Source organism: Achromobacter agilis, from assembly GCF_900496965.1.
GTDB lineage: Bacteria > Pseudomonadota > Gammaproteobacteria > Burkholderiales > Burkholderiaceae_B > Achromobacter > Achromobacter agilis.
On record NZ_UFQB01000017.1, the window covers coordinates 87,779 to 100,862 of the forward strand.

General features: G+C 65.0%; 15 protein-coding genes. 13 read left to right on the forward strand and 2 right to left on the reverse strand.

Annotation, left to right across the window (positions count from 1 at the left end; genetic code table 11):
* Positions 1-122 precede the first annotated feature (122 nt).
* From ccoN to AGI3411_RS19470, 7 genes are all read left to right on the forward strand, one after another.
* Positions 123-1,610 carry a cytochrome-c oxidase, cbb3-type subunit I gene (gene ccoN, locus AGI3411_RS19440; RefSeq protein WP_129528976.1) on the forward strand — a complete coding sequence of 496 codons (1,488 nt, stop codon included), beginning with the start codon at positions 123-125 and terminating at the stop codon, positions 1,608-1,610.
* A gap of 10 nt (positions 1,611-1,620) precedes the next feature.
* Positions 1,621-2,322, forward strand: a complete 702-nt coding sequence (gene ccoO / locus AGI3411_RS19445) for a cytochrome-c oxidase, cbb3-type subunit II (RefSeq protein WP_129528977.1) — start codon at positions 1,621-1,623, stop codon at positions 2,320-2,322.
* A 2-nt stretch (positions 2,323-2,324) separates the two neighbouring features.
* Positions 2,325-2,501, forward strand: coding sequence for a cbb3-type cytochrome oxidase subunit 3 (locus AGI3411_RS19450; RefSeq protein WP_129528978.1), 177 nt, complete (start codon positions 2,325-2,327; stop codon positions 2,499-2,501).
* Positions 2,498-3,448 carry a cytochrome-c oxidase, cbb3-type subunit III gene (gene ccoP / locus AGI3411_RS19455; RefSeq protein ID WP_129528979.1) on the forward strand — a complete coding sequence of 317 codons (951 nt, stop codon included), beginning with the start codon at positions 2,498-2,500 and terminating at the stop codon, positions 3,446-3,448. Before AGI3411_RS19450 ends, ccoP begins: the two co-directional genes overlap by 4 nt.
* Before the next feature lie 73 nt (positions 3,449-3,521).
* Positions 3,522-5,012 carry a cytochrome c oxidase accessory protein CcoG gene (gene ccoG, locus AGI3411_RS19460; RefSeq protein WP_129528980.1) on the forward strand — a complete coding sequence of 497 codons (1,491 nt, stop codon included), beginning with the start codon at positions 3,522-3,524 and terminating at the stop codon, positions 5,010-5,012.
* Positions 5,013-5,031: 19 nt separating this feature from the next.
* A complete protein-coding gene (locus AGI3411_RS19465) occupies positions 5,032-5,241 on the forward strand; it encodes a FixH family protein (protein ID WP_129528981.1) in 210 nt (69 codons plus the stop codon).
* Positions 5,242-5,257: 16 nt separating this feature from the next.
* Positions 5,258-5,494 carry a hypothetical protein gene (locus tag AGI3411_RS19470; protein ID WP_129528982.1) on the forward strand — a complete coding sequence of 79 codons (237 nt, stop codon included), beginning with the start codon at positions 5,258-5,260 and terminating at the stop codon, positions 5,492-5,494.
* Between the two features lie 47 nt (positions 5,495-5,541).
* On the opposite strand, the gene AGI3411_RS19475 is transcribed toward AGI3411_RS19470, so the two are convergent.
* A complete protein-coding gene (locus AGI3411_RS19475; protein WP_129528983.1) occupies positions 5,542-5,883 on the reverse strand; it encodes a zinc ribbon domain-containing protein YjdM in 342 nt (113 codons plus the stop codon).
* Between the two features lie 108 nt (positions 5,884-5,991).
* Complete coding sequence (locus AGI3411_RS19480; protein WP_129528984.1) at positions 5,992-6,924, reverse strand: LysR family transcriptional regulator; 933 nt, start codon at positions 6,922-6,924, stop codon at positions 5,992-5,994.
* Between the two features lie 127 nt (positions 6,925-7,051).
* On the opposite strand from AGI3411_RS19480, the gene AGI3411_RS19485 reads away from it, so the two are divergent.
* The 6 genes from AGI3411_RS19485 (at position 7,052) to AGI3411_RS19510 (ending at position 13,005) form a co-directional block, all read left to right on the forward strand.
* On the forward strand, positions 7,052-8,026 hold the full coding sequence (locus AGI3411_RS19485; protein WP_129528985.1) for a Bug family tripartite tricarboxylate transporter substrate binding protein: 975 nt from the start codon (positions 7,052-7,054) through the stop codon (positions 8,024-8,026).
* 7 nt (positions 8,027-8,033) lie between these two features.
* Positions 8,034-9,068: a 4-hydroxythreonine-4-phosphate dehydrogenase PdxA gene (locus tag AGI3411_RS19490; RefSeq protein ID WP_129528986.1), complete on the forward strand. Its 1,035-nt coding sequence runs from the start codon at positions 8,034-8,036 to the stop codon at positions 9,066-9,068.
* Between the two features lie 46 nt (positions 9,069-9,114).
* Positions 9,115-10,287 (forward strand): L-rhamnonate dehydratase, encoded by a 1,173-nt coding sequence (locus tag AGI3411_RS19495; RefSeq protein ID WP_129528987.1) that lies wholly within the window; start codon positions 9,115-9,117, stop codon positions 10,285-10,287.
* A gap of 2 nt (positions 10,288-10,289) precedes the next feature.
* Positions 10,290-11,219 carry a dihydrodipicolinate synthase family protein gene (locus AGI3411_RS19500; protein ID WP_129528988.1) on the forward strand — a complete coding sequence of 310 codons (930 nt, stop codon included), beginning with the start codon at positions 10,290-10,292 and terminating at the stop codon, positions 11,217-11,219.
* A 104-nt stretch (positions 11,220-11,323) separates the two neighbouring features.
* Entirely contained in the window at positions 11,324-12,247 is a 924-nt protein-coding gene (locus tag AGI3411_RS19505; protein WP_129528989.1) for an ABC transporter ATP-binding protein, read from the forward strand.
* Entirely contained in the window at positions 12,244-13,005 is a 762-nt protein-coding gene (locus AGI3411_RS19510) for an ABC transporter permease (protein WP_129528990.1), read from the forward strand. Before AGI3411_RS19505 ends, AGI3411_RS19510 begins: the two co-directional genes overlap by 4 nt.
* The last annotated feature ends 79 nt before the right edge of the window (positions 13,006-13,084 follow it).

The following is a 13,084-nucleotide window of genomic DNA, read 5'->3' on the forward strand; positions in this document are numbered from 1 at the left end:
TCTGTTGCGCCAACCGCGCGTTCCCCTGCACGGCCTGTAGGGTTTGATCCATATCAACATCCGTTTATCCGCCAGCCCCCATCATTGCAACCTGGATCTATTTGTTTCTCTAGGGGAAGGTGATGAACGATTGCGCAGCAATCGCAAGCAAGGCCGATACCTTCAACTACAAGGTCGTGAGGCAATTCGCCCTCATGACGGTAGTTTGGGGCATCGTCGGCATGGCTGTCGGCGTTTTTCTCGCCGCGCAGCTGATCTGGCCGCAGCTGAACTTTGACACTGCATGGCTCTCGTACGGCCGCCTGCGTCCGCTGCATACCAACGCGGTCATTTTCGCGTTCGGCGGCAGCGCGCTGTTCACGACCTCGTACTACGTGGTCCAGCGCACCTGTCAGGCGCGCCTGTTCTGCGGCCCGCTGGCCGCGTTCACGTTCTGGGGCTGGCAGGTCGTCATCATTGCCGCCGCCATCACCTTGCCCATGGGCTTCACCAGCAGCAAGGAATACGCCGAACTGGAATGGCCCATCGACATCCTGATCACCCTGGTCTGGGTGGCCTACGCCATCGTGTTCTTCGGCACGATCGTCAAGCGCCGTTCCAAGCACATCTACGTGGCCAACTGGTTCTTCGGCTCGTACATCCTGACCATCGCCATCCTGCACATCTTCAATAACATCGAGATGCCGGTCTCGCTGTGGAAGTCCTACTCCGCCTACTCGGGCGTGCAGGACGCCATGGTGCAATGGTGGTACGGCCATAACGCCGTCGGCTTCTTCCTGACCACCAGCTTCCTGGGCATGATGTACTACTTCGTGCCGAAGCAGGCGGGCCGCCCCATCTATTCCTACCGCCTGTCCATCGTCCACTTCTGGGCGCTGGCCTTCACGTACATGTGGGCGGGTCCGCACCACCTGCTGTACACCTCGCTGCCCGACTGGACCCAGTCGCTGGGCATGACCTTCTCGCTGATCCTGCTGGCGCCGTCGTGGGGCGGCATGATCAACGGCATCATGACGCTGCAGGGCGCCTGGTACAAGCTGCGCACCGATCCGATCCTGAAGTTCATGGTGACGGCGCTGTCGTTCTACGGCATGTCGACCTTCGAAGGCTCGATGATGTCGATCCGCACGGTCAACGCGCTGTCGCACTACACGGACTGGACCATCGGCCACGTGCACTCGGGCGCGCTGGGCTGGGTCGCCATGATCTCCTTCGGCTCGCTCTACTACCTGATCCCGCGCCTCTACGGCCGTGAAAAGATGTACAGCGTGAAGGCCATCGAACTGCATTTCTGGATCGCGACCATCGGCGTGGTGCTCTACATCGCCGCCATGTGGATCGCCGGCGTGCAGCAGGGCCTGATGTGGCGCGACACCGCGGCCGACGGCACCCTGGTGTACAGCTTCGTCGAAGAACTGAAGACGCGGGTTCCGTATTACCTGATCCGCCTGCTGGGTGGCACGCTGTTCCTGTCGGGTGTGTTCGTCATGGCCTGGAACGTGTGGATGACGGTGCGCGGCGCGCGCCCGGTCAACCCCGCCATTCCCCAAGACGATCCCCATGCCGCGCGTCCGTCGGTCCCCGCGACCGCCGTGCCGGCCACTGTTTGACGAGGACATCATGGCCAAAAAGCAACATGGCTTCTTTTCTCACCAGACGCTCGAGAAGAACATCGGCTGGATGATCATCGCCAGCATCCTGGTGGTGTCCTTCGCGGGCCTGGTCCAGATCGTTCCGCTGTTCTTCCAGCACAGCACGACCCAGGCCGTCGCCGGCGTCGAACCCTACAGCCCCCTGCGGCTGATGGGCCGCGACGTCTACATCCGCGAAGGCTGCGTCGGCTGCCACTCGCAGCAGGTGCGCGTGCTGGCCGCCGAGGTGCAGCGCTACGGCCCGTACTCGGTCGCGTCGGAATCGGTCTTCGACCATCCGTTCCTGTGGGGCTCCAAGCGTACTGGGCCCGACCTGGCGCGCGTGGGCGAACGCTACTCCGACGACTGGCACCGCATCCACCTGCGCGATCCGCGCAAGGTGGTGCCGGAATCCAACATGCCCGCCTATCCCTGGCTGGAAAAGACGGTCATCACCGGCCAGAACGTGGACGAGCGCATGCGCGCCCTGCGCAAGCTGGGCGTGCCCTACACGGACGACGACATCGCCGCGGCGCCCAAGGCCATCGAAGGCAAGACCGAAGAAGACGCGCTGGTCGCCTACCTGCAGGGCCTGGGCGTCGGCGTGCGCAAGGCGAAGCAGGCCGAGCAGGCTGAAGCGGCCAAAAAGGCGGCGCAATCCGCCGCGCAGCCGGCCGCCACGGGAGGCTGAGCATGCTGGGCTACCTGAGCGCAGTCGTCACCGCCATCTCGATGGCAACCTTTTTCGGCATTGTCTGGTGGGCCTGCTCGCGCGGCCGCCAGAGCGCCAATCGCGAATCGGCCCTGCTGCCGTTCGCACTGCCCGATGAATTCGGGCCGGCACAACAAGATGGAGCGAATCGGTCATGAGCGATTTCGTTAGTGGCTTTTGGGGGTATTTCATCTCGATCATCGCCGTGGGCGGCGTGCTCTGGTGCGTCTGGCTGCTGTACACGCAGCGCCGCTGGCTCAGCGCCAAGCCCGCCAACGGCCAGGTCGAGGACACGGGCCATGTCTGGGACGGCGACCTGACCGAGCTGAACAACCCGGTTCCCGGCTGGTGGACCTGGATGTACCTGCTGGCTTGCGCCTTCGCGCTGGGCTACCTGTTCTTCATGCCGGGGCTGGGCGAGTACAAGGGCCAGCTCGGCTACAGCAGCACGCAGGAAGTGGCGCAGCAGCAGGCCAAGATGGCCGAGGCCGTGCGCCCGATCTATGCGCGTTTCGAGACCATGGACATTGCGCAGATCTCCCAGGATCCGGGCGCCCGCGAAATCGGCCAGCGCCTGTTCCTGAACACCTGCGCGCAATGCCACGGTTCCGATGCCAAGGGCGGCCCCAGCTTCCCCAATCTGGCGGACGGCGACTGGCTGCATGGCGGTTCTCCGGAAGCCATCACGCAGACGATCACCAACGGCCGTGTCGGTGTGATGCCGCCCTGGAAGTCGGCGGTCGATGCCAAGACGGCCGGCGACATCGCGCAATACGTGCGTTCGCTGTCGGGTCTGACGGCCGATCCGGTCCGCGTGTTCCGCGGCCAGCGCGAGTTCGCCAATTTCTGCGTCGCCTGTCACGGCGTCGACGGCAAAGGCAACCAGGCGCTGGGCGCGCCGAACCTCACGGACGACGTCTGGCTTTACGGCAGTTCGGAAGCGACCATCGTGAAAACGATCCTGGACGGCCGCGATAACCGCATGCCGGCGCACCAGGACATCCTGTCGCCCGAGCAGATCAAGATCCTGACGGCGTGGGTCTGGGGCCTGTCGAACAAGCCCGGCGCCGCGCCTGCGGCAACGGCCGAGGCCGCGAAGCCGTAAAGGACGCCGCGGCGCGTAGATGGGGGCGCAACGACGCTCCCATATCAATTGGACTTAAAGCAGGGAGCAGCAAATGGAAGATGGGTCAACCGCAAGCGTCGGCAATTCGCCTGGCGGTGACCCGCCGCCCTGGCGGCCGCATACGCGGCCGCCGCGCCCCGGGCAAGAGACCCTGGAACAGACGCTGGCGGGCGTGCGCAGCAAGATCTATCCGCGATCCGTCAGCGGCATCTTCGCCCGCTGGCGCATCGCGTTTGTCTTCATTACGCAGCTGATTTTCTACGGCCTGCCGTGGATCGAGTGGAACGGGCGCCAGGCGGTGCTGTTCGACCTGGGCGCGCGCAAGTTCTATCTCTTCGGCCTGGTGCTGTGGCCGCAGGACGTGGTCTACTTGGCCGTGCTGCTGGTCATTTCGGCCCTGGCGCTGTTCCTGTTCACCGCGGTGGCGGGGCGCCTGTTCTGCGGTTATGCCTGTCCGCAGACCGTCTACACGGAAATCTTCATGTGGATCGAGCGCAAGGTCGAAGGCGACCGCGTCGCGCGCATCCGCCTGGACGAATCGCCCTGGACCTGGCGCAAGGCCCGCCTGAAGCTGACCAAGCATTTCCTGTGGATCGCGCTGGCATGGTGGACCGGATCCACCTTCATCGGCTATTTCGCGCCCATCCGCGAACTGGGCCACGAACTCTTCGCCTTGCAGCTGGGCCCGTGGCAGTGGTTCTGGATGCTGTTCTACGGCTTCGCTACGTGGGGCAACGCCGGCTTCATGCGCGAATCGGTCTGCAAATACATGTGCCCCTACGCCCGCTTCCAGAGCGTGATGGTGGACCCGGACACTTTCGTGGTCACCTACGACAAGCGCCGCGGCGATCCGCGCGGCGGGCGTTCGCGCAAGATCGACCACAAAGCGGCCGGGATGGGCGACTGCGTCGATTGCAGCCTGTGCGTGCAGGTCTGCCCGACGGGCATCGACATCCGCGACGGCCTGCAGTACATGTGCATCGGCTGCGGCGCCTGTATCGACGCCTGCGAACAGGTCATGGACAAGATGCAGTACGAGCCGGGGCTGATCCGCTATACCTCGGAGCGCGCGATGCTGGACGGCCTGTCGGCCAAGCGCGCGCGGTCCTACCTGCTGCGTCCGCGCGTGCTGGTCTATGGCACGCTGATCTTGGGGCTGGCCGTCGCGTTCGTGGTGTCGCTGGCCATGCGCAACCCCTTGCGGGTCGACATCATCCGCGACCGCGGCGCGCTGGGCCGCGAAGTGGCCGGCGGCCTCATCGAAAACGTCTACCGCCTCCAGATCATCAACACGTCCGACCAACCGATGCACTTGCAGCTGTCTGCCGAGGGCATGCCGGGCCTGATCGTGATGGCCGGCCAGCAGGGCGCCAACACCGTCGACGTGGAGGCCGCGGCCAACAAACTGGTGCCGATGGTCATCCGCGCGCCGGCCGGCGCGCAACCCGGCGCCCACGCCATCACGCTGCGCGCGCGCGGCCAGGACGGCGAGGAACGCCAGATCGAAACCGACGAAGCCGCCAGCTTCTACGTCCCCGAGTAAGCACTGAAAGGATATGCCCATGCACGCCGCCCAAGCCGCGCAGCCCGCCAAGCCCTGGTACCGCGAACCCTGGCCCTGGATCCTGATGGCCGGCCCGTTCGCGGCCATGATAGGCTGCTTCATCACGATCTACTTCGCTTTCTCGAACTTCAGCAATCAGCCGATCCAGGAGGGCGTGGTCAAGCGCGGCCTGGTCATCGAGCAGGTAGCGCCCAGCGCCAATCCGTAACCCGGGAGAACAACAGATGGGCTTGCGATCATTGATGTGGATCCTGTGGCCGTCCTTCATGGCCGCCGCGGCGGGGAGCGCGCTGATCTTCGCCCTGATCGATCCCCTGGACGTGGCGATCTTCGGCCACGTCCCGACGGGACGCACGGGGTTCTACACCGTGTCTTTCTTCGTGCTGTGGGTGATGGCGGGACTGTCCAGCACGCTGACCGCGTACCTGATGCCCAAGCCGGAAGAAAACGAGGATTTGTAGGCGAAGCGAGGCGGCGCCGCGCCCCGGGGGCCTTGCTGGGAGGCCGCCTACACCTTCTTCACGAATTCCGACTTCAAGCTCATCGGCCCGAAGCCGTCGATCTTGCAGTCGATGTCGTGGTCGCTGTCGACCAGGCGGATGCCCTTGACCTTGGTACCCATCTTGATCACGCCGCCCGACCCCTTGAGCTTCAGGTCCTTGATGACGGTGACGGTATCGCCGTCCTGCAGCACGTTGCCGGCTGAATCGCGATAGACCTTGGCCGCCTCATCGGAGGATGCGGCGGCCTGCGGCGACCATTCATGCGCGCATTCAGGGCAGACGTAGAGGGCGCCGTCTTCATAGGTGTATTCGGACTGGCACTTGGGACAGGCGGGCAATGCGCTCACGTGTGGACCTCGATGTAAAAAACGCGCAATGCGCAACACGCGATTGTACTGCGCCACACCTGTTTTTCCCCGTGTCGCCGGCCGTTTTCCCCCTTGCCTTGCGCGGCCTCAAGCCAGTTCGTCGCCATGCAGCAAGCCCACGAAATCACGCGCCGCCGCGCTCAGCGGCCGGTCCCGGGGCACGATGCTGCCAAAGGCCGTGAGGCTCTGCCGGATCTGGTAGGGCAATATCGCCAGCAGCCCATGCGCCGCGTAGCGGCTCGCCACCGATTCCGGTATCACGCCCAGCATTGTTGATTTCATCGCCAGGTTGGTGGTGGTCAGGATGGAGGCCGACTCGATCAGTCCCTTGGGGGTGGAGGCGTTGTGCGAACGGAACTCCTGTTCGATCACGTCGCGCATCGGGCTGCCGTGCGGCTGCAAGACCCAGGGATAGGCCAGCATGGCCTCGAAGCCCACGCGCTTGCGGCCGGCCAGCGGATGGTCCACCGCCGCGATCACCGACAGCGCTTCGTCGCCGATCGGGCGAAAAATGTACTGACTGTCCGACAGAGTCACCATGCGGCCGATCACCACGTCCAGCCTGCCTTCGTTCATGCGGCCGATCAGCAGATCGCTGGTGCCGGTGGAGATTTCCACCGCCAGCAGCGGATAGGTTTGCTTCAGGCGCAGCAGGGCGTCGGTCAGGTGGCCGGGCGAGGCCGCCATGATGCTGCCGATGAACAGCTTGCCCGCGCTGCCCAGGCGCAGTTCCTCCAGTTCGCGGGCCAGGGACGAGACCGTCCCGCGCATGCCCCGGAAATATCCCATCACGCATTCGCCGGCCGCGGTCAGCGCCAGGCCGCGGCCGATCCTTCCGTACAGCGGCTGGCCGATGGCCAGCTCCAGTTCGTGCAGCATCTTGCTGGCGGCGGACTGGGTCATGTTGAGCTGGCTGGCGGCCGCGCGCAGCGTACCGCGCTCTTCGATCGCCAGCAGCAGGACGATCTGCCGCATGCGCAGCCGGGCCAGCAGGGCGGGGACGTGGATGGCGCGTTCCATGATTGATCGCCTCAGGTGAACGGTTGGTGCAAAAGTTTCATTTTACGGAAACGGAGCTTCTTTCTAAGATGGACCTACAAAAGATTGCCCGTCCCAGGGCAAAAAAACACCAACCAAGGAGACAACCATGAAGACTCGGCTATTGGCCGCGATGGCGGCCGGCGCCCTGTGCCTGTCGGCCCTGGCGCCCGCCCAGGCGCAAAGCGCCGACTGGCCCAACAAGCCCCTGCGCCTGCTGGTGGGATCGGCCCCGGGCGGCGGCACCGACGCCATGGCGCGCGCGGTGGCCGACAAGCTGGGCCCTCTGCTCAAGCAGACCGTGGTGGTGGAGAACAAGCCCGGCGCATCCAATACGCTGGCCGCCGACCTGGCGGCCAAGTCGTCGGACGGACACACCATGGTGATGGGGGTATCCACCGCCCACGCCATCGCGCCGCACCTGCTGAAGCTGGGCTACGACAACGATCGCGATCTGACGCCGGTGGTGTTCGTGGGCGCCGTGCCCAACATCCTGGTGGTCAACAATGATGTTCCGGCCAAGTCGGTGCAGGAGCTGATCGCGCTGCTCAAGAGCAAGCCCGGCACCTACAACTTCGCCAGCAGCGGCTCGGGCAGCACCCAGCACATCGCCGCCGAGCTGTTCAAGGACGCGACGGGCGTGGAGATGATCCACATTCCCTACCGCGGCAGCGGCCCCGCGCTGGTGGACCTGATGGGCGGCCAGGTGCAGATCGCGTTCGAGACCGCGTCCTCCGTGATTCCCCACATCAAGAGCGGCAAGGTGCGCGCGCTGGCCGTGCTGAGCGCCAAGCGCAACGCCCAGTTGTCCGACGTGCCGACCATGGCCGAAGCCGGCGTGCCCGGCGTGGAAATGAGCGCCTGGTACGGCATCTACATGCCCAGCGCCATGCCCGCCGCCAACCAGAAGCGCATCCATGACGCCGTCAACGGCATCCTGGCGCTGCCCGACACGCAGGCCCGCCTGCAGGCGATCGGCGCCGATATCAATCCGATGAGCCAGGAGCAGTTCGCGCAGTTCCACAAAGCCGAGAACCTGCGCTACGCCGGCATCATCAAGAAGAACAACATTTCCGTGGAATGACCCAGACATGAGCACGCAGCAGAAACCCGTCATCGCCCTGACCCTGGGCGATCCCGCCGGCATCGGCGCTGAACTGATCGCCCGGCTGCTGGCCCGGCCCGAAGCCACGCAACGCGCCAACATCGTGCTGGTGGGCGACGAGTGGCTCTGGCGCGAAGGCCAGCGGGTGGCGGGCGTGCAGGTCGCCACCCAGCCCGTGGCCAGCATCGAGGCGGTGCGCGGCCGGCCGGACAGCGGCGCGCCCGCCTGGCTGGCAATGGACACCATCCAACCCGGCCAGGTGCACCTCGGCCAGGCCGAGGCGGCGGGCGGCGCATCGGTGCTGCGGGTGCTCAACGCCTGCATGGACGCGGCGCGCGACGGCCACGTCGACGCCATCTGTTTCGCGCCCTTGAACAAGTACGCCATGAAGCTGGGCGGCCTGGGCCACGACGACGAACTGCACCACTTCGCGCAGTACCTGGGCGTGACCGGCTACTTCTGCGAATTCAACACCCTGGGAGACCTGTGGACCTCGCGCGTGTCCTCGCACATCCCGTTGAAGGACGCAGCGGCGGCGCTCAGCATCGACGGCATCAAGGCCGCGACCCGGCTGATCTACCGTTCGCTGCAGGCCAACGGCATGGCCGAGCCGCGCGTGGCGGTGGCCGCCTTCAATCCGCATGGCGGCGACGGCGGCACCTGCGGCCGCGAAGAGGTGGACATCATCGCGCCGGCCGTGCGGCAGTTGAACGAGGAGGGCCTGCCGGTGCAGGGGCCGTTCCCCGCCGACACCATCTTCCTGAAGGCGCAGGCCGGCGAGTTCCAGGCCATCGTCACCATGTACCACGACCAGGGCCAGATCGCGATCAAGCTGCTGGGCTTCTCGCGCGGCGTGACGGTGCAGGGCGGCTTGCCCATTCCCATCACCACGCCGGCCCATGGCACCGCCTACGACATCGCCGGCCAGGGGCGCGCCAACCTGGACGCGACCTGGCAGGCCTTTCTCATCGCCTGCCGCATGGGCCTGTCGCATCGCGCCTCGCGCGCGCTGGCGGGCTGATCCGACGCAGTCATTCCCTACCTAGAATCCCAAGCAGGAAATCCTCATGAAGATCAAATCCGTCCGCGCCCGCGTCTACGAATGGACCGGCAAGACCGTGCCGCCGCAGGGCAACTTCTGCTCCAACGCCATGGACCTGCTGTATTCCAAGCAGGAAACCATGAGCACCTTCCGCTTCCACGGCTGGACCGTGGTCGAGGTGGAGACGGACGACGGTATCGTCGGCCTGGGCAACGTGGCGCTGGCGCCGCGCGTGGCCAAGGCCATCATCGACCAGTACCTGGCCCCGCTGGTGATCGGGCAGGATCCCTGGGACTACGAATACCTGTGGCAGCGCATGTACCGCTCCACCCACGCCTGGGGCCGCAAGGGCGTGACCATGGCCGCGATCTCGGCCATCGACCTGGCGATCTGGGACATCCTGGGCAAATCGGTGAACAAGCCCGTCTTCAAGCTGCTGGGCGGCCGCACCAAGGAGAAGATCCCGGTCTATTACTCCAAGCTGTACCGCACCGACCTGAAGGCCATGCAGGAGGAAGCCCGGACCTATCTGGACCAGGGTTTCACCGCCTTCAAGATGCGTTTCGGCTACGGCCCCGCGCATCTGCAAAAGGGCGTGTCGGAGAACCTGAAGTCGGTGGAGGCGGTACGCGAGGTGATCGGCTACGACACCGATCTGATGCTGGAGTGCTACATGGGCTGGAGCCTGGAATACGCCAAGCGCATCCTGCCCAAGCTGGAGAAATTCGAGCCGCGCTGGCTGGAGGAACCCGTCATCGCTGACGACATCGACGGCTATGCGGAGCTGAACCAGCTGACCTCGATCCCCATCTCTGGCGGCGAGCACGAATTTTCGCTGTACGGTTTCAAGCAGCTGCTGGACCGCAAGGCGGTGTCGGTGGTGCAGTACGACACCAACCGCGTTGGCGGCATCACGGCGGCGCACAAGATCAACGCGCTGTGCGAGGCCTATAGCGTGCCGGTGGTGCCGCATGCCGGCCAGATGCACAACTACCACCTGACGATGAGCACGCTGGCCTCGCCCATGAGCGAATACTTCCCTATGTTCGACGTGGAAGTCGGCAACGAGCTGTTCTATTACATCTTCGACGGCGAGCCTGTGGCCAAGGAAGGCTTCATCGACCTGGACGACGACAAGCCCGGACTGGGCCTGACGCTGAAGACCGAATACCTCAAGCACTTCAACATCATCGAATAACCATGGCTACCTACCAGAACCCGCGCTATCGCGGCATATTCCCGGTCGTCCCCACCACCTTTTCCGAGTCCGGCGAGCTGGACCTGCCCAGCCAGAAGCGGGCGGTGGATTTCATGATCGACTCCGGCGTCGACGGCCTCTGCATCCTGGCCAATTTTTCCGAGCAGTTCGTGCTGTCGGACGACGAGCGCGAAATCCTGACGCGGACCATCCTGGAGTACGTCGCTGGCCGCGTGCCGGTCATCGTGACCACCACGCACTTCAGCACCCAGGTCTGCGCCGCGCGCAGCCGCCGCGCGCAAGAGCAGGGCGCCGCCATGCTGATGATCATGCCGCCGTACCACGGCGCCACGATCCGCGTGTCCGAGGAACAAGTGACGGGGTTCTTCCAGCGCGTGTCCGATGCGGTGGACATCCCCATCATGATCCAGGACGCGCCGGTCGCCGGCACGCCGCTGTCGGCCGCGGCGCTGGCGCGGATGGCGCGCGAGATCGAACACGTTGCCTACTTCAAGATCGAGACGGCGGGCGCGGCCTCCAAGCTGCGCGACCTGATCGCCCTGGGCGGCGCGGCGGTGGAAGGTCCGTGGGACGGCGAGGAAGCCATTACCCTGCTGCCCGACCTGGACGCGGGCGCGACCGGCTCCATGACCGGCGGCGGCTTCGCCGACGGTCTGCGCCCCATCATCGAGGCCCACCGCGCCGGCAACCGGGACGAGGCCTACCGCCTGTACGAGCGCTGGCTGCCTCTGATCAATTACGAGAACCGCCAGGGCGGCATCCTCAGCGCCAAGGCCTTGATGAAGGCGGGCGGCGTGATCGCCTGCGAGGCGCCGCGGCACCCGCTGCCGGCCATGCGCGAGGAGGTCCGCCAGGGCCTGCTGGAGACCGCCCGCCGCCTGGACCCGCTGGTGCTGCGCTGGGGGCGTTGAGCAAGGACTGCGCAGTCCGCCAAACACACTGTTCCGTCACGCTGAACAAGCTTGTCAGGCGTGACGGTTAAAATCCCTGGCTATCCATCTCGTCGGGGGCTCGTGTGCAGCCGGTCATTTCAGTCCAGGATCTCTCCAAACGATACGCATCGGGGTTCCAGGCGCTCAAGAACGTGAACCTGGATATCCAGCGCGGCGAAATCTTCGCCCTGCTCGGACCGAACGGCGCGGGCAAGACGACGCTGATCAGCATCATCTGCGGCATCGTCAATCCTTCCGGGGGCAGGGTGCTGGCCGGCGGCCATGACATCGTGTCCGAGTTTCGCGCGGCGCGCGGCAAGATCGGGCTGGTGCCCCAGGAAATCTCCACCGACGCCTTCGAAAGCGTCTGGAATACCGTCAACTTCAGCCGCGGCCTGTTCGGCAAGCCGACCAACCATGCCTACGTCGAAAAGGTGCTGCGCGACCTGTCCCTCTGGGACAAGAAGGACAGTCGCATCATGGCGCTGTCGGGCGGGATGAAGCGGCGGGTCATGATCGCCAAGGCGTTGTCGCACGAGCCCGAAATCCTGTTCCTGGACGAACCCACGGCCGGGGTGGACGTCGAACTGCGGCGCGGCATGTGGGAAATGGTGCGGCGCCTGCGCGAAAGCGGCGTCACCATCATCCTGACCACGCACTATATCGAGGAAGCCCAGGAAATGGCCGACCGCGTCGGCGTGATCCGCCAGGGCGAGATCATCCTGGTCGAGGAAAAGCACGCGCTGATGACAAAGCTGGGAAAGCGCCAGCTGGCCCTGACGCTGAAGGCGCCGCTGCCGGGCATTCCCACTGCGCTCGACGGCTTCCTGCTGGACCTGTCGGCCGACGGCTACACGCTGGTCTATACCTACGACAACCAGGGCGGCGGCGAAATCTCGCGGCTGCTGCACGAACTGGGCAGGCTGGAGATCGAGTTCACGGACCTGAACTCTTCGGAAAGCTCGCTCGAGGATATTTTTGTCAGCCTGGTGCACGGTCAATCATGAATTTCTACGCCATCCGCGCTATCTACCTGTTTGAAATGGCCCGCGCGTGGCGCACGCTGATGCAGAGCGTGCTGTCGCCCGTGATTTCCACGTCGCTGTATTTCGTGGTGTTCGGTTCCGCCATCGGCTCGCACATGGTCGAGATCGACGGTGTGAGCTACGGGGCCTTCATCGTGCCCGGCATGATCATGCTGTCGCTCTTGACGCAAAGCATCGCCAACGCGTCCTTCGGCATCTACATGCCGCGGTTTTCCGGGACCATCTACGAAATCCACTCGGCGCCCATCTCCTATGTGGAGATCGTCATGGGCTATGTCGGGGCCGCAGCCAGCAAATCGATCATCCTGGGGCTGATCATGCTGGCCACGGCCCGGCTGTTCGTGGCCTTCGACGTGGCGCATCCGGTCTGGATGCTGGCCTTCCTGGTGCTCACGTCCGTGACCTTCAGCCTGTTCGGCTTCATCATCGGGATCTGGGCCGACGGTTTCGAGAAGCTGCAGATCATCCCGCTGATGATCATTACGCCGCTGACCTTCCTGGGCGGCACCTTCTATTCCATCAAGATGCTGCCGCCGTTCTGGCAGGCCGCCACCCTGTTCAACCCGGTCGTGTACCTCGTCAGCGGCTTCCGCTGGGCGTTCTACGGGGTGGCCGACGTCAGCGTGGAAATCAGCGTCGGCATGACGCTGGGTTTCCTGCTGGCCTGCGTGCTGGGCGTGCGCTGGATCTTCAAGACGGGTTACCGGCTGAAGACCTAAGGTCTGTGCAACGCGCCTGTCAGCGTGAACAGACCCTAGGCGCGCGCGGGGGCCGCATCGGGCCAGGCTCCCGGCGCCA

Coding starts and splice junctions, on each gene's coding strand:
- AGI3411_RS19465 (WP_129528981.1), top strand. CDS start 5,032: ATGCACGCCGCCCAAGCCGCGCAGCCCGCCAAGCCCTGGTACCGCGAA.
- AGI3411_RS19480 (WP_129528984.1), bottom strand. CDS start 6,924: ATGGAACGCGCCATCCACGTCCCCGCCCTGCTGGCCCGGCTGCGCATG.
- ccoP (WP_129528979.1), top strand. CDS start 2,498: ATGAGCGATTTCGTTAGTGGCTTTTGGGGGTATTTCATCTCGATCATC.
- AGI3411_RS19450 (WP_129528978.1), top strand. CDS start 2,325: ATGCTGGGCTACCTGAGCGCAGTCGTCACCGCCATCTCGATGGCAACC.
- AGI3411_RS19490 (WP_129528986.1), top strand. CDS start 8,034: ATGAGCACGCAGCAGAAACCCGTCATCGCCCTGACCCTGGGCGATCCC.
- ccoN (WP_129528976.1), top strand. CDS start 123: ATGAACGATTGCGCAGCAATCGCAAGCAAGGCCGATACCTTCAACTAC.
- AGI3411_RS19500 (WP_129528988.1), top strand. CDS start 10,290: ATGGCTACCTACCAGAACCCGCGCTATCGCGGCATATTCCCGGTCGTC.
- AGI3411_RS19485 (WP_129528985.1), top strand. CDS start 7,052: ATGAAGACTCGGCTATTGGCCGCGATGGCGGCCGGCGCCCTGTGCCTG.
- ccoO (WP_129528977.1), top strand. CDS start 1,621: ATGGCCAAAAAGCAACATGGCTTCTTTTCTCACCAGACGCTCGAGAAG.
- AGI3411_RS19510 (WP_129528990.1), top strand. CDS start 12,244: ATGAATTTCTACGCCATCCGCGCTATCTACCTGTTTGAAATGGCCCGC.
- ccoG (WP_129528980.1), top strand. CDS start 3,522: ATGGAAGATGGGTCAACCGCAAGCGTCGGCAATTCGCCTGGCGGTGAC.
- AGI3411_RS19470 (WP_129528982.1), top strand. CDS start 5,258: ATGGGCTTGCGATCATTGATGTGGATCCTGTGGCCGTCCTTCATGGCC.
- AGI3411_RS19495 (WP_129528987.1), top strand. CDS start 9,115: ATGAAGATCAAATCCGTCCGCGCCCGCGTCTACGAATGGACCGGCAAG.